Here is a 20538-nt window from a genome sequence, read left to right as displayed (position 1 = left end):
TCCGCATTTCTCACCCAATACAATCTTCGATTTAATCGCTCGGAAATGCCAGCACTTGATCGTTGGCGATGGAGACTCGCACCAGATCGACATCCGGCGGCAGTCGTCTGGTCGATCTCACTCGCAATGGTGTTTCAAGGTGATCGACACGAACAAGGAACTGCTCGAATTCTCCATGAAAGCTTCGCCCTTCGATGCGGCCGGAAAAATCTCCGTCATCCTGCGAGATCGAAATCGCCTGAGGGCGGATGTAAAGCGTCGACGGACTGCCTTCCGGGATAGCCAGAGCCTGTGAGAAGACGCCCATCGCTGTTGCAATCACGCCGCCCTTGTAGACGCCCGGCACCTTGTTGAAGTCACAGAAGAATTCTGCCGCATACGGGGTGAGGGGTCGATCGTGCAGATCGTAGCCTGAGCCTGCCTGAACGATTTCGCCAGCCTTCATCAGAACCACGCGGTCCCCGGCCGAAAGCGCCTCGTCGGGGTCATGAGTGACCATGATCACGGTGGTACCCAGCGTTTTCAGAAGCGACAGCGTGTTGTCGCGCACCCTGTCCCTCAGGCTCTGATCCAGATTGGAAAAAGGTTCGTCCATCAGCAGGATGTGGGGCCGGGGAGCAAGCGCCCTTGCCAGCGCTACGCGCTGTTGTTCGCCACCGGACAGCATATGTGGAAAACGGTCGATGAGATGCGTGATACCTATCCTGCCAATCACCTCCGAGCTCTTCCTGATCGCCTCGGCTCTATTGTAGCGCTTGAGACCGAACAGGATATTCTGCTCCACTGTCAGGTGCGGGAAGAGAGCATAATCCTGGAAAACGAAACCGATATTGCGCGCCTCGGGCTCGATGAAGGTCGATGGGCCTGAAATCTCCTTGCCAGCAAGAAGAATACGGCCGCCGTCCGGCGTGTCGACGCCGGCGATCAGTCTGAGTAGTGTTGATTTGCCGCATCCGGAGTGGCCGACGAGGCAGATAATTTCTCCCTTGCGGACCGATAACGAAATGCCACCGACGGCTGCCGTCGGTCCGAAACGTCGTGTCACGTCTCGGATCTCCAGCGCAAACTCGTCAGTTTCGGCAACCATTCTGATCTCCTCTCGATCGTGGGGCGATTGGGGCTGGTGCCTTGATACAGAACCAGGGTAGCGCTGCAAACCGTCGGCCTGCCATTCTGATGGCGGTTGCGGATCTGAAGCGTCAGAGCGCAACCCAGTAGTCGCATAGGTAGCCGTTCCCAACAGTCCCCTTGATCCGCCCGTGGACGGTAGCGGAACTGGAAGACAGCTTGTCGGCGTTGGCAATCGGCGTGACTCTCGAAGAGGCTCGATGTCTGGAAGACGGCACATGAGCGAAAAGAGCGGATGGAAACCTTAGAGGTGGGCCTGTAAAGACCCACCCCTTGGCAAATCCTCGGCTCAGAAGAACCCAAGTTTGTTTGGGTTGTAGCTGACCAGCATGTTCTTGGTCTGCTGATAGTGGTCGAGCATCATCTTGTGCGTCTCGCGCCCAAAGCCCGACTGCTTGTATCCACCGAACGCGGCGTGGGCCGGATAAGCATGATAATTGTTGATCCAGACGCGGCCGGCCTGGATTGAGCGACCGAAGCGGTAGCAACGGTTGGCGTCGCGGCTCCACACACCGGCCCCAAGGCCGTATATGGTGTCATTGGCGATTTGCAGCGCCTCCGCCTCATCCTTGAACGTCGTGACAGAAACCACTGGGCCGAAGATCTCTTCCTGGAAGACCCGCATCTTGTTGTGGCCCTTCAGGATCGTTGGCTGAACGTAGAAGCCGCTGGAAAGGTCCCCGTCAAGGCGCGCGGCATCCCCTCCGATCAGTACTTCTGCTCCTTCTTCCACGCCGATCGTCAGATAGGACAGGATCTTGTCCTGCTGTTCCTGGCTCGCCTGTGCCCCCACCATCGTCTGCAGGTCGCGAGGGTCACCCTGTTTGATCGCGCGCACCCGCTCGATGCAGCGTGCGATGAACGCCTCGTAGATGTCCTCCTGGATAAGCGCACGACTGGGGCAAGTGCAGACCTCACCCTGGTTGAAGGCAAATAGGACGAACCCTTCGACGGCCTTGTCAAGGAACGCGTCATCCTCTGCCATCACATCGGAGAAGAAGATGTTCGGGGACTTGCCGCCCAATTCCAGGGTCACGGGGATCAGGTTTTCGGTTGCCGCCTGCATGATGATGCGCCCGGTCTCGGTGGAGCCGGTGAAGGCGATCTTTGCAATGCGGCGGGATCTGGCCAGCGGGCCTCCTACCTCGGGTCCCATCCCGTTGACGATGTTCAGGACGCCGTCCGGCAGGAGGTCGGCGATCAGTTCCATGAGCACCATGATCGCCGCTGGTGTCTGTTCGGCAGGCTTCAGTACGATGCAGTTGCCGGCGGCAAGTGCGGGGGCCAGCTTCCAGGCGGCCATCAGGATTGAAAAGTTCCACGGAATGATCTGGCCGACGACGCCCAGCGGCTCGTGATAGTGATAGGCGACCGTGTCGGCGTCGATTTCGGACATGGTGCCTTCCTGGGCACGCAACACGGAAGCGAAATAGCGGAAGTGGTCGACTGAAAGCGGGATGTCTGCCGCCGTGGTTTCGCGGATCGGCTTGCCATTGTCCCACGTCTCAGCCTGCGCCAGAAGCTGGAGATTGTCTTCCAAACGGTCGGCAATCTTCAAGAGGATGTTGGCGCGTTCGCCTGCTGAGGTCCGGCCCCAGGCCTCCTTGGCATTGTGGGCCGCATCCAGCGCCAGCTCAACGTCGGCCACGTCCGATCGAGCAACTTCGCAGACCTTTGCGCCAGTGATCGGGGTGATGTTGTCGAAATATCGGCCGTGGACTGGGGGAACGAACTTGCCACCAATGAAATTGTCATAGCGGTCCTTGAAGGGCGAGACGTAGATGCTTGTCGGCTTGGTCATGATGTTCATGGAAATACTCCTCCGTGTGATCGGATCCTCCACCCGATCACATCTAGATGCGCCAGAAAGGTCAGCTGGTCAGCCTGGGGAGAGAGGGTCAGGACCGAAAACGTCCCAAATCTGAGACAGGTGGGCGCGCTATTCGCCGATATGCAGCCGTCTCATGCGCCGGTAAAGGGTCGCTCGACCGATCCCCAACTGCCGGGCTGCCTCCGACACGTTGCCCTCGGTACGAGCAAGGGCACGCATCACGGCGGCTCGTTCCGCGGCATCGAACCCCAAGCATTCCTCTCCCCCGCCGAAGAGGTCGGACGCAGGGCGGGGTTTAAGAAAACCCGTGGGCTCCAATCTGAATACGCGACGTGCGCCCCGTGTTGCTCCGACGACAAGATCGTCGGCATCCACAGCCAAAAGCACCGACATCTCGCTGTCGTCCGTATGTGCCACCACGATCCGAGATTTTGGAAACGTAGCGCGGAAGTAATCGGTCTCGATGGACCGCGCGGTCTGCGCCACCATCGCCGAGATGAGCCGATTGAATCCTTCCGTCTGGTCGACCCGGGCAGAAGACACATCGAGCGCGGCGATGATGCCGCCATCGGCACCGAAGACCGGAGCATCCATGCAACTCATTCCGGTATTGCGGGCGAAGAAGTGTTCATCGCGGTGGATCGTGACGCTTCTTTTCTCGGTCAGGCAGGTGCCTATTCCGTTGGTGCCTTCGCTGGCCTCGCTCCAGTCCGCGCCGGGCCACAGGCCCCATTCCTGGAAGGCTGTCAGATCGGAATCCTTGCAACGCTGATCCAGGATCACACCGTCGCAATCGGTCAAAAGAACGCCGCACCCTGAGGCACCCACCAGGCCAAAGAGATGATCAAGCCTTGCTGTTGCAACCCTCATGAAGCGATCCAGGCAAGCTCGTCGGTGGTCGAGTTCCGCCTCATCGACCCGATCGTTCGGTCGGCGCGCCGCCGGATCCAGCCGGTGATGTTCCATTGATCGTCGCCAGGAAGCTGCAAGCGGACTCCGCGCCGCGTCCGATCCGGACGCGATAACCTTTGCGACCCTGTTCACGTGATCGGTTTCGCCGCGGATGATACGTCCTCCCTGGCCGTAAGCTTACCACCTCCTCGGGCTGCGGCAACATGAATCCCACCGGCATGCCTGTAGTCGACGCGCCGGTTTCCCACAGTCATTCAAAGGCGCCTTCCGGCGAGATCACCGTCACGGGCTGCCGTTTGCACTGCTACCTCGCGGATGTCCTGCAGCAAGCGATTGCGATTGTCCGGTCTCCAGATGGCGTGGAGTTCGGCTATGCATTCTTCGCGGAGGTCGATCGGGCGAAATACGACACTGTCGAAGCAAGCGGTGCGGGTCTCGCCCGGCACGATTGCTAAACCTATACCAGCGCTCACCAGGGACAGAATGGCCTGTGAATGCGTCATGTGCTGCAGGATGCGCGGGGTGATCCGGGCTTCGGCTAGTAGCCTGGCCAGCTTTTCGTGCAAATATCGCGCCTGGGCGGAAAACATGATGAAGGGCTCGCCATCGAGTTTGTTCAGCGCGGGACGACGATCGGCGGCCAGGGGATGAGTCCGAGGTATCGCAAGCATCATGGGTTCGCGCGCCACGCAGGCGCTTTCGAGATAATGCGAACCTATCAACGGGCGCGACAGGCCCAGATCGATACGGCCGGTGTTGATTGACTGGAGTTGTTCCGCCGTCTCCATCTGCACCAATTCCAGCTCTACCTGAGGAGCGGTGGTGCGTGCGGCACTGATGAACTTTGGCAAAAAACTATAGGTTGCTGCTCCCACAAATGCGATGCTCACCGATCCCGCGCTGCCGCGTGCCGCTCGCCGCGCCGCTGTTGTGGCCGCATTGCCCTGCTCGATCAACTTTTGGGCTTCCACCAGGAATACCATGCCGGCAGGGGTTAGAACGACCCGCCGGCTCGTCCTTTCCAGCAGCGTGACGTCCAGTTCCTGCTCCAAGAGCTTGATCTGCCGGCTGAGGGGCGGCTGCGTGATATTCAAGCGCCGGGCGGCACGGCTGAAATTCAACTCTGACGCCAGCACGACAAACGATCTGACCTGCGTCATATCCAGCATCTATCCAACTCCGGTATAGATTCTCTACAATAATCAATCTGGACTTAAATGGGTGAGATCGGTAACGGTCAAGACCAGACGCGAAACCTTTATGGGCGTGAGACGAATGGATACGCACTCGACAACGGGCTCAACGCAGCAAATCGGCGGTGGAGACAGCATTGCCTGGATCAAGCTTTCCTCGATCTTCCTGCCGCTGAAAACGCCGATCAGCGATGCAAAGGTGCTGACCGGCCGGCAGAAGCCGCTGACCGAGGTCGCATTCCTGTTCGCAGAGATAGAGACCCGGCAGGGGCATAGCGGCATCGGGTTCAGTTATTCCAAGCGGGCAGGCGGCCCCGGCCAGTACGAGCATGCAAAGGAGATCGCCGAGGTTTTAATCGGTGAAGATCCGAACGATATCGGCAAGCTCTGGAACAAACTCTGCTGGGCCGGAGCCTCCGTCGGTCGTAGCGGTCTTGCCATCCAAGCGATCGCCGCTTTCGACGTGGCCTTGTGGGATCTCAAAGCCAAGCGCGCGGGTCTGCCGCTCGCAAAGCTGCTGGGCGCGCACCGTGATTCCGTCAGATGCTACAACACCTCCGGCGGGTTTCTTTCTTCTCCGATCGAAGAGGTTCTCGAAAACGTCGAGCAGTCGATCGCGGCCGGCATCGGCGGCATCAAGATCAAGGTCGGTCAGCCGGACATGAATATCGACCTGAAGCGCGTGGCGGCAGTTTACGACCGCATCGGTGGCCGGGCAGCCATGATGGTCGACGCAAACCAGCAATGGGACCGGCCGAGCGCCATGCGTTTCGGCCGCCTGATGGAGCCTTATAACCTTACCTGGATCGAGGAGCCGCTCGACGCATATGATGTCGAAGGGCATGCGGCGCTTGCGGCGCAGCTGGATACGCCGATCGCGACCGGTGAAATGCTGGCGAGCGTTCTTGAGCATGCATCTCTTATCCAGAACAATTCCGTTGATTTCATCCAGCCGGACGCGCCACGGGTAGGCGGCATTACCCAGTTCCTGAAGATCTGTGCGCTGGCGGAGGCGAAAAAGCTGCAGCTGGCGCCGCATTTTGCCATGGAAATCCATTTGCACTTGGCGGCAGCTTACGAACTTGAATCTTGGGTCGAACATTTCGACTGGCTCGATCCGCTGTTCAACGAGCGGCTGGAGATCAAGGACGGCCGCATGGCGGTGCCGACCCGTCCGGGATTGGGAATCACGCTTTCCGAGCAGTCGCATCATTGGACAAGGGGAACGGCGGAGTTCGGCAAGCGACCTTGAGGTCGCATGTCAGGCGGTTCCCCGCGCGACGATGTGGAAATCGATATTGATCATGGCGCCCACATCCTCGCTGCCGGCGATTTTTTTCAAGATCGATTGCGCCGCCTTGGTGCCGATGTCGCGGCGATCGATGCGGACGGTCGTTAGCGGAGGATGCGTGTGCGGAGCAAAATCGAAATCGCCAAAGCCGATGATCGCCAGGTCCTCAGGGATTCTGCAGCCTTGGAAATGGGCCTCGGCCAGTGCCCCGTGGGCTACCACGTCCGACGAGCAGAAGACGCCGAGCGTGCCGTGTCCCCGGTCCAAAAGCTGCGCCATCGCGGCTCGTCCGTCGCTAAACGTCGATGGAGAGTTCATATCGAGCGCCGGCAATTCTACCTCAGCAATTCCCGCCAGACGATTGATGAAGCCGTCGCGGCGTTGGACTGCGCGCGGGTCATTCGCGCCGATCTGGGCATAGCGGTCATATCCCCTGGCCAAAAGATGCTCGGCAACCAGGGCGCCCACGGCCAGGTGCGAGAAACCGACGGCGGTATCGAGCGGCGACGGCGTCGAGTCCCAGATCTCGACGATCGGCAATCCTGCCCCGGTCAGCATCGCGCGCGTCTCTTTCAGATGAGAGATTCCAGTCAGGATAATGCCGTCGGGACGGCGGGCGAGGATTGCGCGGGTCAGTTCGAGCTCTCGTTGGGCATCGTAGCCGGACAATCCAAGCAAGAGTTGGTAGCCGGCGGAAACAAGCTCGGCGTTGAGACCCTCTATAGTCTCTGCAAAGATCGTGCTGGCGACCGACGGCACGATCGCAGCGATCAACCTCGTTCTTCGTGAGGCGAGCCCCCCGGCCAGGAGATTGGGCACGTATCCGGTCCTTGCGATGACGCGGCCGATTGCTTCCAGCGTTTGCGGCTTGACCAGATTGGGCGTGTTGATAGCCCGTGAGACGGTGACAGGAGATACGTCGGCAAGCCTTGCGACGTCGGCAAGCGTCACCGGCCCATTCGTCGGATTTCTTCTGTTTTTGTCGTGACCTGTCATATTCGCCATCCCTGCTAAATGAGTTACGCTTTCATTGGACTCACAGGCAAGTGCCTAAACTGCATAATCTTCAAGGAAGCCAGCTAACATACTGAATCAAAGCGGTATAAATTTTGCCACTCATGCTTGCGGAGCAGGATTTTGAGGCTACAATGAAAGCGCTTCCATTGCTCTCCGGGAGGTGTGGAGAGAGTGGGTTTATGAGGCTGGCTGGAGGCCAGGCAAGGAGGAAGTTCTATGCACTTCAAACGTTTCACGACGTTTGCGGCCGTTGTGGCTGCAATATGCGCGACAGGCATACAGTCGAGCCGCGCCGATGACTATCCATCCAGGACCGTGACGGTGGTCGTGCCGTTCGCCGCGGGAGGGAATACCGATACATTCGGCCGCCTCGTGGCCGAACAATTGGACAAGCGGCTGGGGCAGCGATTTATCGTCGAGAACAAGCCCGGTGCGGGCGGCAATGTGGGTCTTGGCGATCTCGCGCGGTCGAAGCCGGATGGCTATACGATCGGCATGGGCACGGTAAGTTCAAACGCCATCAACCAGACGCTTTACAAGACCTTGCCCTACGACAAGGAGAAGGGTTTTGCGCCGATCTCGCTCATCGCGACCTTGCCGAACGTTCTGGTGGTCAATCCGGACAAGATCAAGGCGACCTCCGTCGAGGAGCTTATCGAGCTTCTCAAGAAGGAGCCAGGCAAGCACACCTATGCTTCGTCGGGCGTCGGCACGTCGATACATCTAGCCGGCGAGCTTTTGGCCACCAAGGCAGGCATCAAGATGACCCACATTCCCTACAAGGGAAGCAGCCAGGCCATTCTCGATGTGGTTGCGGGCCACGTTGACATGATGTTCGACAATATTCCGACGGCAGCGCAGCAGGTGAAGGCCGGCAAGGTGCGCGCACTCGCTGTGACCAGCCTCGATAAAGCGGCTCTTCTGCCGGAAGTGCCGACAATGGCGAGCATCATTCCCGGGTTCGAAGCAACGTCGTGGCACGGCATCTTTGCGCCTCCCGGCACGCCGCCGGAAATCGTCGAGAAGCTCAGCAAAGAGGTTCAGGCTATTCTTGCGGAGCCGGCCATGAAGGCAAAGCTGGAAGGCATGGGTGCGACCCCGGTCGGCAACACGTCGGCCGAGTTCAAGGCCTTCATTGCCACGGAAACGGCAAAGTGGGCCGAGGTGATCAAGGCCGCCAACGTTCCGCCTCAATGAGTACGCGTGCCGGTCGGAGCAGATGTCCGACCGGCTCATCTTTCCACGCGAGTGTCATGCCATGTTGAAGATAAGAAATGGCCGCGACTTCGTCGGCGGCGTGACGATGATCTTTGCGGGTCTGCTATTTATCTGGTTCGGCCGCAATCTGGAGGTCGGAAACTCTTTCCAGATGGGGCCGGGCTATTTTCCGACGGCACTGAGCCTGGTTCTGATGGCGATCGGCACGCTCATCATCCTTCAGTCCCTGGTGGTCGAGGCTGAGAGAGTGGAGCCCCAGAGGCCGAATTGGAAGGCTTATTTTCTCGTCATCCTCGCGCCAGTAGGATTCGGTGTGCTGCTCTCCGGACTGGGGTTGGCGCCGACAATCTTTCTCCTGATCGTTGGCGTCGCGACTGCTAGCCGATACGCCAACTGGCGCCATTCCATTCTCCTCGGCCTGTTCCTGGCGGTCTGCTCGGTCTTGCTGTTCACGCGGCTTTTGTCGCTCCCCATCAGCGCGTTCGGACCGTGGGTCCCTTTTCTCGGCGACCTTTCATAACCCTCCCAGCGAGGCCGACGAAACCGGATTGGATTGCTTATGGATATCTTCTCGAACCTCTGGCTCGGCGCCTCGACCGCATTCCTGCCGATGAATCTGCTCTACGGCTTCGTCGGGTGCCTGCTTGGGACAGCGATCGGCGTGTTGCCGGGGCTCGGGCCAACGGCGACGATTGCCATGCTCCTGCCGATCACGTTCGGACTGCCGCCGGAATCAGCGCTCATCATGCTTGCGGGCATCTTCTACGGTGCGCAATACGGCGGTTCGACAACGGCCATTCTCATCAACCTTCCGGGCGAGAGTTCGTCCGTCGTGACCGCGATAGACGGCTATCAGATGGCGCGAAACGGGCGTGCCGGTGCGGCTCTGGCGACGGCTGCACTTGGCTCCTTCTTCGCCGGAACGGTGGCGACAATCCTACTTGCGATGGCAGCCCCCCCTCTGGCTGCGGTCGCACTGAATTTCGGGCCTGCCGAGTATTTTTCGCTGATGGTTCTGGGGCTGGTTGCCTCTGTGGCGCTCGCCAGCGGGTCGTTGCTGAAGGCTATGGCTATGATCGTTTTTGGGCTGATGCTTGGCACCGTCGGCACCGACGTCGAGAGCGGTACCCCACGTTATGTCTTCGACATCCCCGAACTTTACGACGGGCTCAACTTCGTCGCGGTCAGCATGGGCATATTCGGGATCTGCGAGATCCTTCGCAATCTCGAAAGCGAGCAGGAACGTTCGGTTGGCGTCAAGCGCGTGACCGGCCTGATGCTGACGATGAGCGATTTCAAGCGCATTATCGCCCCGGTTCTGCGCGGCACGGCGCTCGGATCCCTTCTTGGTGTTCTGCCCGGAGGCGGCGCGATGCTCGCATCCTTCGCATCCTATGCAATGGAAAAGCGAATATCCCCGAACCGGGCCGAGTTCGGCAAGGGGGCGATCGAGGGGGTCGCGGCACCCGAATCCGCCAACAATGCTGGTGCGCAGACTTCGTTCATTCCGATGCTGACGCTCGGAATTCCCGGCAACCCGGTCATGGCCCTGATGGTGGGGGCTATGATCCTGCAGGGCATCACGCCCGGTCCTAACGTTATCTCGGACGAGCCGGAATTGTTCTGGGGCATGATCGTTTCGATGTGGTCGGGCAATCTCATGCTGGTCATCCTCAACCTGCCGCTTATCGGGCTATGGGTACGGATGCTGACGGTGCCTTACCATCTGCTGTTTCCCGCGATTATCGGCTTCTGCTGCATCGGCGCCTACAGCATCAATAACAGCGTCTTCGACGTGTTCGTCATGGCAGGTTTCAGCGTCATTGGATTTGCGCTCAGCAAGATGCGATTCGAGCCGGCGCCGCTGCTCCTCGGCTTCATTCTCGGGCCGATGCTGGAGGAGAACCTGCGGCGTGCCATGCTCATCAGCCAAGGAGATCCGTCGATCTTCTTGCGCAGCCCGCTCAGCCTTTCGCTGTTGATCTTCGCCGTCGTTGTCCTTGCGCTGGTGCTGTCGCCGAGCATCAGCCGTAAACGGGAAGAGGCTTTCACGGAATAGTACTGAGCACGATCAGGAAGTTGCCGCTCGGCACAAGGAAGCCGTTATGGCGGTCAGAGAGACTCCCGACCAATTGCGCCCGGCGGGCTGGATGATGTCCAGCGGCCCAGTTCGTATTGGCTATTCCGATCGGGCATCACAGCCGGGCCGTGCAGGCGAACCAGGACAATTCAATTCGCTTGCCGAATGAGGCTTTCAGGGACGATCCCAAGAGGATCGCCCTGCCAATTCAATCCTGAAGGCGGCTGTCGAGCGCATCGCGGAGAGCGTCGCCGAGGAAATTCAAAGCCAGTACCGTCAGAAAGATAGCTGCGCCCGGAAACACGCCCATCCACCAGGCGTCCCAATATTGCATGGAGACGGACAGCATCGATCCCCAGGTCGGCGTCGGCGGCTGAACCCCCAGGCCGAGGAACGAAAGTGCGCTCTCGGTGATCAAGGCGGTCGAGGCCTTCAGCGAGGCGAAAACGATCACATTGCTTCGCACGCTTGGCCAGACGTGGCGCCATATAATGCGGGAATTGGAAAGACCGGCAGCGCGCGCCGCCTGTATGAATTCCACCTCCCGCAGGGCCAGCACCTGGCCGCGCACCAGGCGTGCAAAGCCTGGTACGTTGACGATTGCGATCGCGATGATCGCATTGCTCAGGTCTGGGCCGAGTGTAGCGATGATCGCAAGCGCAAGGACGAGCATCGGGAAGGCTAGCAGTCCGTCCATGATCCGCATGACCACATCATCCAACCAGCCGCCGACATAGCCTGTCACCAGACCGACCGCGACGCCGAGCACGAGCGCAATGATGATCGACAGCGCCATGACCTGCAGCGAAGCGGTAGCCCCATGGATGATGCGAGAAAGGATATCGCGGCCCAGCTCGTCAGTGCCCAGCCAATAGCGTGCACTGGGCGGCTGCAAGATCGCGTCGTAGTCGAGCGCCAAGGGGGAATGGGGACTGATCCAAGGGGCGGCAATGGCACCGACGAGGAAAATACCGAGAATGATCAGGCCGATACGTCCCAATGCGTGATGCCAGACCTTGCGCATGGCGACCCAGGCGGGACTGCGCTCGACTTTCGCCGCGGCCGGCGCGCCCAGTACTGCGGTTTCACTATGCATGATCAGAACCTCACACGACGGTCGACAAGGGTGTAGCTGAGGTCGGTGAGCAGGTTGACGATGAGCACGCCAAGCACAACGACAAGGATGGCGCCTTGCACGACAGGAAAATCGCGCTCAAAGATTCCGTCCACGATCATGCGCCCCAAGCCTGGCGGAGAAAATACCGTCTCGGTGACAACCGCGCCGCCTATCAAGGCGCCCATCTGCAAGCCGATCACAGTAATGACCGGTATCAGCGAGTTGCGCAGGGCATGTCCGAAGACAACGCGGATCTCGCTCGCCCCCTTTGCGCGAGCAGTGCGCACATAATCCTGCGACATCACTTGCAACATTGCCGTCCGGGTCTGGCGCATCACGAGCGCGGCCTGTGCGGTGCCGATGGTGATGACCGGCATGATCATCAATCGGAGATTGCCGAAGGGATCCGAAAAGAACGGAACATAGCCGGATGGCGGCAACCAGCCGAGCTGAATAGACAGCAGCATGATCAGTAGGATGCCCACCCAGAAATAGGGAATGGCCATGCTCGAGAGGGAAACCGCACTCACGAGACTGTCGATCCAGGAGTTTCGCTTCAGAGCAGCGAGGATACCGAGAGGTATACCGAGCATCAACGATAAGAGGACTGCGAGAAGGGCGAGTTCGAACGTGACAGGTACCCGTGCGGCCAGCATTTCCGCTACCGGTTCGCGCGTCTTGAGGGAAAGGCCCAGATCGCCCGAAGCGGCTCGCGCCAGCCAGCGGCCATACTGGACGGGTATGGGCTGATCGAGCCCCAGTTCTTGTCGCAGTGCGGCCCGATCCTGCAGACTCGCATCCTCGCCAAGAACAGCCGTTGTCGGATCTCCCGGCAGCATCAACGATATTGAAAAAACCACAATGCTCATAACCAGCAATACGGGTATGAGTTGCAGCAAACGCCGCACTATGAATGGTATCATTCGATGGCTCCTCCCAGACTGCCCTTCGACCTGTCTCGGCTGCTAGGTTTCCGTTTCTCGCGACAGAACCGCGACGATGGCCGGTTCCGTGGCATCGAAATGACGCTGCATCGCCGCGAATGCGGCTTGCGGGTCGCGCGCAGCGACCGCATTCAGGATGTCCACATGGCGACGGAAGGTTTCGTCAGGATCGCGCACGGCCCGCTCCGAATGCAGCCGCCGCATGCTCTCTTCGATTGGCCCGCTCAGCGCTTCGAACAGCCGCGTCATCAGCACATTTCGGCTGGCTTTGACGAGGATCATATGGAAAACCGCGTTGGTCGGTATCCAGACCTGCGAATTGGTGCGGTTGGCATCGAGGATGTCTACCTGGCGGCGTAGTTCGTCGAGCTCGGTCTCGGTGATATGGCGAGCGGCCAGCGAAACCGTATTCGTTTCAAGCGCACGGCGCAGCTCAACCACCTCACGCAGGCCGTTTGCCGATGTTCGAACCGCGAACTGAAAATACTGGGCAAGCGGCTCCGAGCCCTGCTCGCGAATGGTGGTGGATTTGCCATGGCGGATTTCGACTACGCCCATTTCCCCCATACGCTGCAAAGCTTCGCGCACGACGGCCTTGCTGACGGCGAAGCGCCGCGCGAGCTCGGCCTCTGCCGGCAGCTCATCGCCGGGCTTCAGGCTGCCGTTGCAGATCCATCCCGCCATATGTTGCACGACCGTGTCGGAAAGGCGTGCCCTTGCGAGATTTTCGACCTTGACATCAAACATGTGATCCCTCCAAGCTGTAAACATATTCGATCAGTTGATATCTGGTGTCAAGTTGACAGTCGTCTTCTCAACAGTTAAGTTAACTGCCTATCGATATGCCAGGGGAGGAAAGCGCATGTTCGGTAAATTGGGTTTGGCGCTCGGCGTGGCCGCGGCGCTTGCATTTTCGCACGGCCATGTTGCTGCGCAGGAAAAGCTGCAAAGGGGGAGGATATTGACGGCCGCCATGGACCTGGAGCCGGCAAGCCTCGATCCGGCATTCGGCAACGCGCCGGGCAAGGATCGCTCCGTCTACAATCAAATCTTCGAAAACCTGTTCTATCAGGCCGCGGACGGGACCCTGACGCCGCAGCTGGCTGAAAACTGGAAGATCGCCGATGACGGCAAATCCATCACCTTCAACCTTCGACACGGTGTGACCTTCCACGATGGCACGGCCTTTAATGCGGAGGCCGTGAAGTTCAATTTCGACCGTGTCATCAACCCGGACGTCAGAGCGCGGGCTCGCCAGTTTGTCGTCAACCTGGCTTCCACCGATGCCGTCGATGAGTACACGGTGCGCGTCAATTTTGACGCGCCGTCGGGTGCCGTGCTGGCAGGGCTTGCGAACGAGGCCGGGATGATCGTTTCGCCGACCGCGCTCAAGGCTGATCCCCAGGGGTTCGCACGAAAACCAGTCGGCACCGGTCCGTTCCGATTTGTGAGCTGGCGCGGCGGCGACCGCATCACTGTGGAGCGTTATCCGGATTATTGGGGTGAGGGTGCCGACGGAAAGAAGCTACCCTATCTCGACGGGGTCGTGATCCGCTTCATTGCGAACTCAGCCGTGAAAATTGTCGAGGTCCGTTCCGGCAACGTGCAGCTCGGCGACACCATTCTTGACAAGGACTACGGTCAAATCGAGGGCGACCCCAATGTCGATTTCTTCCCCAACCATGTCGGGACGGCACAATTCAGCTCCTTCAATCTGACGCGGCCGCCTTTCGACAATATCGAACTGCGAAAGGCCGTGGCGCTGGGCATAAATCGCGAGGTCCTTTCGCGGGTCGTCACCGGCGGAACGGGCGTCGTGACTGCCACCTTCGAGCCACCCTCGTCCTGGGCCAGCGATCCGAACCTCAAGCCGCATGCGTATGACCCGGAGGCTGCCCGCAGGCATTACCAGGCCTCCGGCCACAAAGGACCGATTACGCTGAGTGTCATCAATCGTGATCCCGACACTCGCATCGCCCAGATCATCCAGGCGCAGTTGGCCGAGATCGGTATCAAGCTGAATATCGAGACGTTGGAGCGGCAGGCATGGCTTGATAAGGTGCTCGGCTACAAATACGAGATGGGGCTGCAGCGGGCGGGTACGCCGCGCGTCGATCCCGACATGAGCTTCAGCACCTATTACAGCCGCAATGCCGGATCGAACTATCCGGGCGTTCGCGACCAGGCCATCTATGACGCTGTCGACAAGGCCCGCTCGATGAACGATCAGCAGCAACGGGCAAAGCTCTACAGCGACATCCAGCGCAGATTGCTGGACAACTACTATCAAACCTTCTTCTTCTTTCGAAACAATGTCGAGATCATCCGTACCAACGTCCACGACGTCGGTCGCGACTTCAGTGGCCAATGGTTCTTCGCGCGCGCTTGGCTCGGTAAGGCTGACTGACATGAGCTCGACCCCAAAATCGCTGCCTCTCCTTGATGTGCAGGAGCTGACGGTAGCCTTCCCTCGGCCTGATGGTGTCACCAGACCGGTCGAGCGGGTTAGCTTCACCATCGGCCAAGGAGAAACAGTCGCCATCGTGGGTGAATCGGGCTCCGGAAAGTCAGTCACCAGCCTGGCGATCATGGGGCTCCTGCCGCCCAGTGCCGAGGTGTCCGGCAAGATTTTATGGCGTAACGGGAATGGGATGGAAGATGTGACGCGCCTCAGTGCCCGCGCCATGCGCGGTCTGCGTGGCAAGGAGATCGCCATGATCTTCCAGGAGCCCATGACATCGCTCAACCCGCTGCATTCCGTGGGCAAGCAGATCATGGAGGCGATCCGCCTTCATCGGTCCGTTTCCCGCACGGAGGCGCAGCGGCTTGCTCAATCCCTTCTTGAACTGGTGGGCCTGCCGGAGCCAGCCCGTCAGCTCAATCGCTGGCCCCATGAGATGTCGGGTGGCCAACGACAGCGGGTCATGATTGCCATGGCGCTCGCCTGCCGGCCCGCGCTTCTCATTGCCGACGAACCGACGACGGCGCTTGACGTCACGATCCAGGCTCAAATTCTGGACCTGCTTCGCCGTCTCCAGGCCGAGCTCGGCATGTCGATGCTATTCATAACCCACGACCTCGGCGTGGTCGCCGAAATCGCGGACCGCATGAATGTCATTTATGCTGGCCGGATCGTGGAAAGTGGCCCCGTTGTGGATGTCCTTTCACGACCCGACCACCCGTATACGCAGGGGCTGCTCCGCTCTGTGCCGTCCGTAGACGGATCGGCGCGGAGACTGGAGGCGATTCCCGGCATGGTGCCCGATCTTGCCAAGCTGCCCACAGGTTGTCGGTTTGCGCCTCGTTGTCCGCACGTGGTGGCGGAGCGCTGCGAGCCTCAGGATCCGGCGCTGGAACCGGTGCAAAACGATCGGGCAGTACGCTGCATTCGCTGGCGGGAACTGGGGGAGCGGGCTGATGTCTTCGCATGAACCTATGCCCTCAACAGCGCCCTGCGATATTCTGGTTGAGGCGCGTCATCTCCGCAAATGGTTCCCGATCCGCGAAGGCGTGTTCCAGCGCGTCACGGGTCATGTGAAGGCGGTCGAAGACGTCTCCCTTTCAATTCGCCGCGGCGAGGTTCTTGCGGTGGTGGGCGAAAGCGGCTCGGGAAAGTCGACGCTGGGCCGGCTGATGCTTCGACTGCTGGAGCCGACCGAGGGCGAGGTCATCTTCGGCGACGTCGAACTTACGAAGCTGAGGCAGGCTGAGCTGCGCGCAATCCGCCGGCGTATGCAGATTATATTCCAGGATCCCTTCTCGTCGCTCAACCCCCACATGCGCATAGGGGATGCCCTGCACGAGATCCTATCGGTGCAGAGGATCGGGAAAGATGCCGCGGAACGGCGAGTGCGCGTTTCCACGCTGCTCGAGCAGGTTGGCCTCCGGCCGGCAGTTGCGCAACGATTTCCGCATGAGTTCTCGGGAGGGCAGAGACAACGCATCGGTATCGCGCGAGCCCTCGCGGTCGAGCCTGATTTTATTGTCGCCGACGAGCCGGTGTCCGCGTTGGACGTTTCCATTCAGGCCCAGGTGGTCAATCTGCTGCAGGATCTGAAGGAACAGCTCGGCCTGACCGTCATGTTCATCTCCCACGACCTGGCGGTAGTGCGTCATATCTCTGATCGCGTGGCGGTTCTCTATCTCGGCCGGCTGATGGAGATCGGTCCGGCCAAGGATGTGTTCGACAATCCGCTTCACCCCTACACGGACGCGCTTTTGGCCGCCGTGCCGGACCCACGTCGGAGCCCGCGCAAGAACCGGATCCTGCTGACCGGCGACATTCCCTCACCCGTCAAGCCGCCAGCCGGCTGCGTGTTCCGCACTCGCTGTCCTCATGCGCTGCCGGCATGCACCGAAACTGTGCCGGCACTGCGTGAAGTCGCGCCGGGACGGATGAAAGCCTGTATCCGCGATGACCTGTCCCTTAAATCCAGAGGTTTGCAATGACTGAGACCCCTCAGGCGGAGTTTCCTCTCGCCGATGAAGTCCGCGAGAAGCTACGCAAAGTCAGCACGGCAACATTGACCACATTGCTCCTGCGCCGCGGCTTCAAGAATACCTTCATGAAGGCGGTTTATCCTATTGCGCCGGGAAAGCGTCAAATGGTGGGCGAGGCCTATACGCTGCGGCTGGTGCCTTTTCGCGAAGATCTGGGCAGTATCTTCAGTCGCGACAATAGCCGCGACGTTCAGCGCGTTACGGTCGAGACCATACCACCAGGCCATGTGCTGGTGATCGATTCGCGTGGCGACGCCGGCGCCGCCTCCTGCGGTGAGATTCTGGTCATGCGCATGATGGTCCGGGGCGTGGAGGGTATCGTCACCGACGGCGGGTTCAGGGACAGCCCCTCGATCGGTGCGCTGGACATCCCGACTTATCAAAGCGCCCCTGCCGCGCCACCGATCATGGTGAAACACTATCCTGTTGAAGCCAATGGCGTGATCGCCTGCGGCGGATTGACGGTCTTTCCAGGAGATGTGGTCGTTGGTGACCAAGAGGGCGTGGTGGTGGTCCCACGAGCCATCGCCGCCGAAATCGCCGACGAAGCGGTCGAGAAGGAAGACATCGAGGAATTCATCGCCCTTTGCGTGCTTGCGGGTGAACCCATCAACGACATCTATCCCCCGACACCCGCGCTACTGGAGCGGCATGCCGAATGGGCGCGCAATGGGCGCAAATCAAACGCAATGGAGAGGATGAAAGCATGAAAATCGTCGACCTCAAGGCCCGCTGTGTCGCCATACCTCTGTCTGCACAGTTGCGCAGCAATACCGGCGTCCATCCCGGCTATTTCATGCGGACTATCATCGAGCTTGTCACGGACGAGGGGATAGTGGGTCTTGGCGAGGTCGGCGGAGGCGATCAGCGGGGCGCGCTGGCCAAGCTGAAAAGCCGCCTGATAGGCCTTGATCCGTTCCATACCGAACTGATCAAGGCGAAGATTCTGCGCAATACCTACTTCCAGTCCAATGCACGTATTTACGCCGCTATCGAGATCGCCTGCCTTGACATCCAGGGCAAGGCGCTCGGCCGACCGATGCACGATCTGCTTGGCGGTCGCATCCGCGACAGCGTTGCCTTCATCGGCTATCTGTTCTGGCGGTACGACAGGCCCGGCGGCGGTGACGACAATACGGCAGAAGACGTCGCCGAGCACTGCCAGGAGCTTGCCGAGACGCTTGGCGTAAAGGCAATGAAACTCAAGGCGGGCGTGATGGAGCCGCGTGAGGAAGCGCGCGTGTTGGAGCTTTGCCGCGAGCGGCTAGGTCCCGATTTCGGGCTGCGTATTGACCCAAACGGCACATGGTCGATCGGAACTGCTGTGCGCATCGGCAAGCGGCTCGAAAGTCTAGACATCGAATATTTCGAGGATCCGTCCTGGGGCATAGAAGGCAATGCCGCGGTGCGCTCGCGGGTGCGCGTACCCATCGCCACCAACATGTATCCGGCGCGCTTCGACGATCTCGGACCAGGGATCCGGCTTGGTGCGGCGGACGTCATCCTCACCGACCTGCATTATTGGGAAGGACCGCGCGGCGTGAAGGATCTTTGTGCCGTGTGCCGCAGCTTTGGCATCGGCGTTGCGATGCATAGCGGCTCGGAATTCGGCATTGAATTGGCGGCGATGATCCATACGGCAGCCACTGTGCCGGAGATGATTTATGCAGGTGACGCGCATTATCACTACCTCACCGACGACATCATCGCCGGCGGTCCGATGCGCTACGTCAACGGCGCGATCGCGGTACCCACGGGCCCTGGCCTGGGGGTCGAGCTCGATCCCGAAAAGATGGACAAGTACGAGCGCTATTTCGAAGAGAAGGGGGATTACTATGCGCGTTTTAGGACTGATCCCCGACGTCCCGACTGGCATCCTGTCATCGGCGGGCGATAATCCGGCCGCCACCTTGCGCCTGCGTCATTGGGCGAGCAACGGCCTGCTGCTGGCGAACAACGCCGTCACGCCGTATGGGCTTTTCGTCGAGGAGTTCGACTTGGCGGGCAGAGCCTTGATGGTCGATCTCCTGCATACACGGGTGCAGGCCCGAATGATCTATTCCTTCGCCCATATGGCACTCCTGCTCGGTGAGGATCGCTACGCTGATATCGCTCTGGCGGCATTCGCCCCATGGGTGGAGCGTCTATGGGACGAGAAGGAAGGCGGGTGGTTCCATGCCGTCACACCGGAGGGCAGCACCGCAATGATGGTTAGCGCTTGACAACGGGAATTGGCGTGGATAAACGTTTAACACGAGCGTAAAACGTTTAACTGAGGTTCGACCACCTTAATGCCCAAGGCTACGATCAAAAATGTTGCCGAACGCGCGGGAGTGTCCATTGCGACGGTCTCCAACGTGTTTACAGGCCGCAAACTGGTCACGCCGGAACTGACCCTGAAGGTCATCGAAGCGGCGAAAGCCTTGTCTTATCAGGTGGACCGTGCTGCATCCCAGCTGAAATCGGGCAGGACGCAAATCATCGGAATGCTCATTCCGAACTTCAACGATACATTCTTTACGTCCCTCGTCTCGCGCATCGAGCAGCTTGCCGCTCAGGCGGCCTATCAGGTGATCGTGGTTTCATCCCAGGATGACCCGGGCATCGAAGCGGCGCGGCTTGATGCGCTGATGGGATGGAGGCCTTCGGGGATCATCGCGGTTCCTGCGACCAATGCGGTGCCTGAACTTCTTCGCCGCGAGGCCGAGAGCATGCCAATCATCCTCGTCGACCGCGTGGGGCAGGACGGCCTGGCAATCGATACCGTTACTGTCGACAATCATGCCGCCGGATGGGCGGCTGCCGAACATCTGGCCAGCTGCGGCCATCGGTCGATTGCGATTGCCGCTTCGATCACCGAGTTTCGTCCCATTCGCGATCGTATCCGCGGAGTGGCCGACAGTTGCGCAGCGCATGGCCTGGACGAACCCCGGGTGGTCGAGGTCGGCATCAATCATGAATCGGGTGCCGAGATCCTGTGCCGGTGGCTCGATGCCAATCCGCACCCGACCGCCATCATCGCCACGACGAACGTGACAACCTTGGCGGCCTTGTCGGCGCTGGCGCGGCGGCGCCTGGAAATACCCGATGCGATCTCGCTCATCGGCTTCGACGATTACACCTGGATGACGGCGCGCAAGGTGCCGCTCACCGCGGTGCGTCAGCCGCTCGAGGCGATCGCCGACCGGTCCTGGGAACGGTTGATAAGCAGAATTCAGGGAGCAGCGGTGGAGCCGGAGAATGTCGTTCTGGCCGCCACGCTGCAATTGCGGGATTCGGTCGCCCGATTGGGCTGACCGGCCAAGAC

General features: G+C 60.0%; 19 protein-coding genes. 11 read left to right on the top strand and 8 right to left on the bottom strand.

Going from position 1 to position 20538, the window contains the following annotated elements; all coding sequences use genetic code 11:
* Nucleotides 1-31: 31 nt before the first annotated feature.
* The 4 genes from C5J22_RS01755 to C5J22_RS01740 all read right to left on the bottom strand — a co-directional run bounded on the left by C5J22_RS01755 (nt 32) and on the right by C5J22_RS01740 (nt 5040).
* Entirely contained in the window at nt 32-1087 is a 1056-nt protein-coding gene (locus C5J22_RS01755) for an ABC transporter ATP-binding protein (RefSeq protein ID WP_105436886.1), read from the bottom strand.
* A gap of 330 nt (nt 1088-1417) precedes the next feature.
* Nucleotides 1418-2929: an aldehyde dehydrogenase gene (gene adh / locus C5J22_RS01750; RefSeq protein WP_305778771.1), complete on the bottom strand. Its 1512-nt coding sequence runs from the start codon at nt 2927-2929 to the stop codon at nt 1418-1420.
* Nucleotides 2930-3067: 138 nt separating this feature from the next.
* Complete coding sequence (locus C5J22_RS01745; protein ID WP_105436884.1) at nt 3068-3925, bottom strand: helix-turn-helix domain-containing protein; 858 nt, start codon at nt 3923-3925, stop codon at nt 3068-3070.
* A gap of 200 nt (nt 3926-4125) precedes the next feature.
* Nucleotides 4126-5040: a LysR family transcriptional regulator gene (locus C5J22_RS01740; RefSeq protein ID WP_105436883.1), complete on the bottom strand. Its 915-nt coding sequence runs from the start codon at nt 5038-5040 to the stop codon at nt 4126-4128.
* A gap of 106 nt (nt 5041-5146) precedes the next feature.
* Between C5J22_RS01740 and C5J22_RS01735 the strand changes: the two genes are divergently transcribed.
* A complete protein-coding gene (locus C5J22_RS01735; protein WP_105436882.1) occupies nt 5147-6316 on the top strand; it encodes a mandelate racemase/muconate lactonizing enzyme family protein in 1170 nt (389 codons plus the stop codon).
* A gap of 9 nt (nt 6317-6325) precedes the next feature.
* Here C5J22_RS01735 and C5J22_RS01730 read toward each other — a convergent pair whose 3' ends face one another.
* Complete coding sequence (locus C5J22_RS01730; protein WP_245440257.1) at nt 6326-7306, bottom strand: LacI family DNA-binding transcriptional regulator; 981 nt, start codon at nt 7304-7306, stop codon at nt 6326-6328.
* A gap of 282 nt (nt 7307-7588) precedes the next feature.
* Here C5J22_RS01730 and C5J22_RS01725 point away from each other — a divergent pair, with 282 nt between their 5' ends.
* The 3 genes from C5J22_RS01725 to C5J22_RS01715 all read left to right on the top strand — a co-directional run bounded on the left by C5J22_RS01725 (nt 7589) and on the right by C5J22_RS01715 (nt 10649).
* Nucleotides 7589-8569, top strand: a complete 981-nt coding sequence (locus C5J22_RS01725; RefSeq protein ID WP_105436881.1) for a tripartite tricarboxylate transporter substrate binding protein — start codon at nt 7589-7591, stop codon at nt 8567-8569.
* Between the two features lie 61 nt (nt 8570-8630).
* Entirely contained in the window at nt 8631-9110 is a 480-nt protein-coding gene (locus tag C5J22_RS01720; RefSeq protein ID WP_105437180.1) for a tripartite tricarboxylate transporter TctB family protein, read from the top strand.
* Between the two features lie 39 nt (nt 9111-9149).
* Entirely contained in the window at nt 9150-10649 is a 1500-nt protein-coding gene (locus tag C5J22_RS01715) for a tripartite tricarboxylate transporter permease (protein WP_172746476.1), read from the top strand.
* Between the two features lie 229 nt (nt 10650-10878).
* Here C5J22_RS01715 and C5J22_RS01710 read toward each other — a convergent pair whose 3' ends face one another.
* From C5J22_RS01710 to C5J22_RS01700, 3 genes are read right to left on the bottom strand one after another with little or no spacing between them, the layout of a single operon-like run.
* Complete coding sequence (locus C5J22_RS01710) at nt 10879-11766, bottom strand: ABC transporter permease (protein WP_205837143.1); 888 nt, start codon at nt 11764-11766, stop codon at nt 10879-10881.
* Nucleotides 11767-11768: 2 nt separating this feature from the next.
* Nucleotides 11769-12710, bottom strand: coding sequence for an ABC transporter permease (locus C5J22_RS01705; RefSeq protein WP_105436879.1), 942 nt, complete (start codon nt 12708-12710; stop codon nt 11769-11771).
* Nucleotides 12711-12752: 42 nt separating this feature from the next.
* Nucleotides 12753-13478, bottom strand: a complete 726-nt coding sequence (locus C5J22_RS01700; protein WP_172746475.1) for a FadR/GntR family transcriptional regulator — start codon at nt 13476-13478, stop codon at nt 12753-12755.
* A 115-nt stretch (nt 13479-13593) separates the two neighbouring features.
* On the opposite strand from C5J22_RS01700, the gene C5J22_RS01695 reads away from it, so the two are divergent.
* From C5J22_RS01695 to C5J22_RS01665, 7 genes are all read left to right on the top strand, one after another.
* Nucleotides 13594-15138 carry an ABC transporter substrate-binding protein gene (locus C5J22_RS01695; protein ID WP_105436877.1) on the top strand — a complete coding sequence of 515 codons (1545 nt, stop codon included), beginning with the start codon at nt 13594-13596 and terminating at the stop codon, nt 15136-15138.
* Nucleotide 15139: 1 nt separating this feature from the next.
* Nucleotides 15140-16162 carry an ABC transporter ATP-binding protein gene (locus C5J22_RS01690; RefSeq protein ID WP_105436876.1) on the top strand — a complete coding sequence of 341 codons (1023 nt, stop codon included), beginning with the start codon at nt 15140-15142 and terminating at the stop codon, nt 16160-16162.
* Nucleotides 16149-17180, top strand: a complete 1032-nt coding sequence (locus tag C5J22_RS01685) for an ABC transporter ATP-binding protein (protein WP_205837142.1) — start codon at nt 16149-16151, stop codon at nt 17178-17180. The genes C5J22_RS01690 and C5J22_RS01685 overlap by 14 nt, the downstream gene beginning before the upstream one ends.
* Nucleotides 17177-17941, top strand: a complete 765-nt coding sequence (locus tag C5J22_RS01680) for a ribonuclease activity regulator RraA (protein ID WP_105436874.1) — start codon at nt 17177-17179, stop codon at nt 17939-17941. The genes C5J22_RS01685 and C5J22_RS01680 overlap by 4 nt, the downstream gene beginning before the upstream one ends.
* Complete coding sequence (locus C5J22_RS01675; RefSeq protein WP_105436873.1) at nt 17938-19128, top strand: enolase C-terminal domain-like protein; 1191 nt, start codon at nt 17938-17940, stop codon at nt 19126-19128. The genes C5J22_RS01680 and C5J22_RS01675 overlap by 4 nt, the downstream gene beginning before the upstream one ends.
* Complete coding sequence (locus C5J22_RS01670; RefSeq protein WP_172746474.1) at nt 19067-19453, top strand: AGE family epimerase/isomerase; 387 nt, start codon at nt 19067-19069, stop codon at nt 19451-19453. Before C5J22_RS01675 ends, C5J22_RS01670 begins: the two co-directional genes overlap by 62 nt.
* Before the next feature lie 69 nt (nt 19454-19522).
* Nucleotides 19523-20527, top strand: coding sequence for a LacI family DNA-binding transcriptional regulator (locus C5J22_RS01665; protein ID WP_105436871.1), 1005 nt, complete (start codon nt 19523-19525; stop codon nt 20525-20527).
* The last annotated feature ends 11 nt before the right edge of the window (nt 20528-20538 follow it).

This window comes from Neorhizobium sp. T25_13 (assembly GCF_002968675.1).
Classification (GTDB): Bacteria; Pseudomonadota; Alphaproteobacteria; order Rhizobiales; family Rhizobiaceae; genus Neorhizobium; species Neorhizobium tomejilense.
Note: the sequence above shows the minus strand (reverse complement) of the source record. Positions and strands in the feature narration are given on the sequence as shown.

What these genes read in the sequence shown, in the direction of transcription:
- C5J22_RS01700 (WP_172746475.1), bottom strand. Translation starts at nt 13,478, where the DNA reads ATGTTTGATGTCAAGGTCGAAAATCTCGCAAGGGCACGCCTTTCCGAC.
- C5J22_RS01680 (WP_105436874.1), top strand. Translation starts at nt 17,177, where the DNA reads ATGACTGAGACCCCTCAGGCGGAGTTTCCTCTCGCCGATGAAGTCCGC.
- C5J22_RS01695 (WP_105436877.1), top strand. Translation starts at nt 13,594, where the DNA reads ATGTTCGGTAAATTGGGTTTGGCGCTCGGCGTGGCCGCGGCGCTTGCA.
- C5J22_RS01735 (WP_105436882.1), top strand. Translation starts at nt 5,147, where the DNA reads ATGGATACGCACTCGACAACGGGCTCAACGCAGCAAATCGGCGGTGGA.
- C5J22_RS01745 (WP_105436884.1), bottom strand. Translation starts at nt 3,925, where the DNA reads ATGGAACATCACCGGCTGGATCCGGCGGCGCGCCGACCGAACGATCGG.
- C5J22_RS01710 (WP_205837143.1), bottom strand. Translation starts at nt 11,766, where the DNA reads ATGCATAGTGAAACCGCAGTACTGGGCGCGCCGGCCGCGGCGAAAGTC.
- C5J22_RS01740 (WP_105436883.1), bottom strand. Translation starts at nt 5,040, where the DNA reads ATGCTGGATATGACGCAGGTCAGATCGTTTGTCGTGCTGGCGTCAGAG.
- C5J22_RS01715 (WP_172746476.1), top strand. Translation starts at nt 9,150, where the DNA reads ATGGATATCTTCTCGAACCTCTGGCTCGGCGCCTCGACCGCATTCCTG.
- C5J22_RS01755 (WP_105436886.1), bottom strand. Translation starts at nt 1,087, where the DNA reads ATGGTTGCCGAAACTGACGAGTTTGCGCTGGAGATCCGAGACGTGACA.
- adh (WP_305778771.1), bottom strand. Translation starts at nt 2,929, where the DNA reads ATGACCAAGCCGACAAGCATCTACGTCTCGCCCTTCAAGGACCGCTAT.
- C5J22_RS01720 (WP_105437180.1), top strand. Translation starts at nt 8,631, where the DNA reads ATGTTGAAGATAAGAAATGGCCGCGACTTCGTCGGCGGCGTGACGATG.
- C5J22_RS01675 (WP_105436873.1), top strand. Translation starts at nt 17,938, where the DNA reads ATGAAAATCGTCGACCTCAAGGCCCGCTGTGTCGCCATACCTCTGTCT.
- C5J22_RS01670 (WP_172746474.1), top strand. Translation starts at nt 19,067, where the DNA reads ATGCGCGTTTTAGGACTGATCCCCGACGTCCCGACTGGCATCCTGTCA.
- C5J22_RS01685 (WP_205837142.1), top strand. Translation starts at nt 16,149, where the DNA reads ATGTCTTCGCATGAACCTATGCCCTCAACAGCGCCCTGCGATATTCTG.
- C5J22_RS01725 (WP_105436881.1), top strand. Translation starts at nt 7,589, where the DNA reads ATGCACTTCAAACGTTTCACGACGTTTGCGGCCGTTGTGGCTGCAATA.
- C5J22_RS01690 (WP_105436876.1), top strand. Translation starts at nt 15,140, where the DNA reads ATGAGCTCGACCCCAAAATCGCTGCCTCTCCTTGATGTGCAGGAGCTG.
- C5J22_RS01705 (WP_105436879.1), bottom strand. Translation starts at nt 12,710, where the DNA reads ATGATACCATTCATAGTGCGGCGTTTGCTGCAACTCATACCCGTATTG.
- C5J22_RS01665 (WP_105436871.1), top strand. Translation starts at nt 19,523, where the DNA reads ATGCCCAAGGCTACGATCAAAAATGTTGCCGAACGCGCGGGAGTGTCC.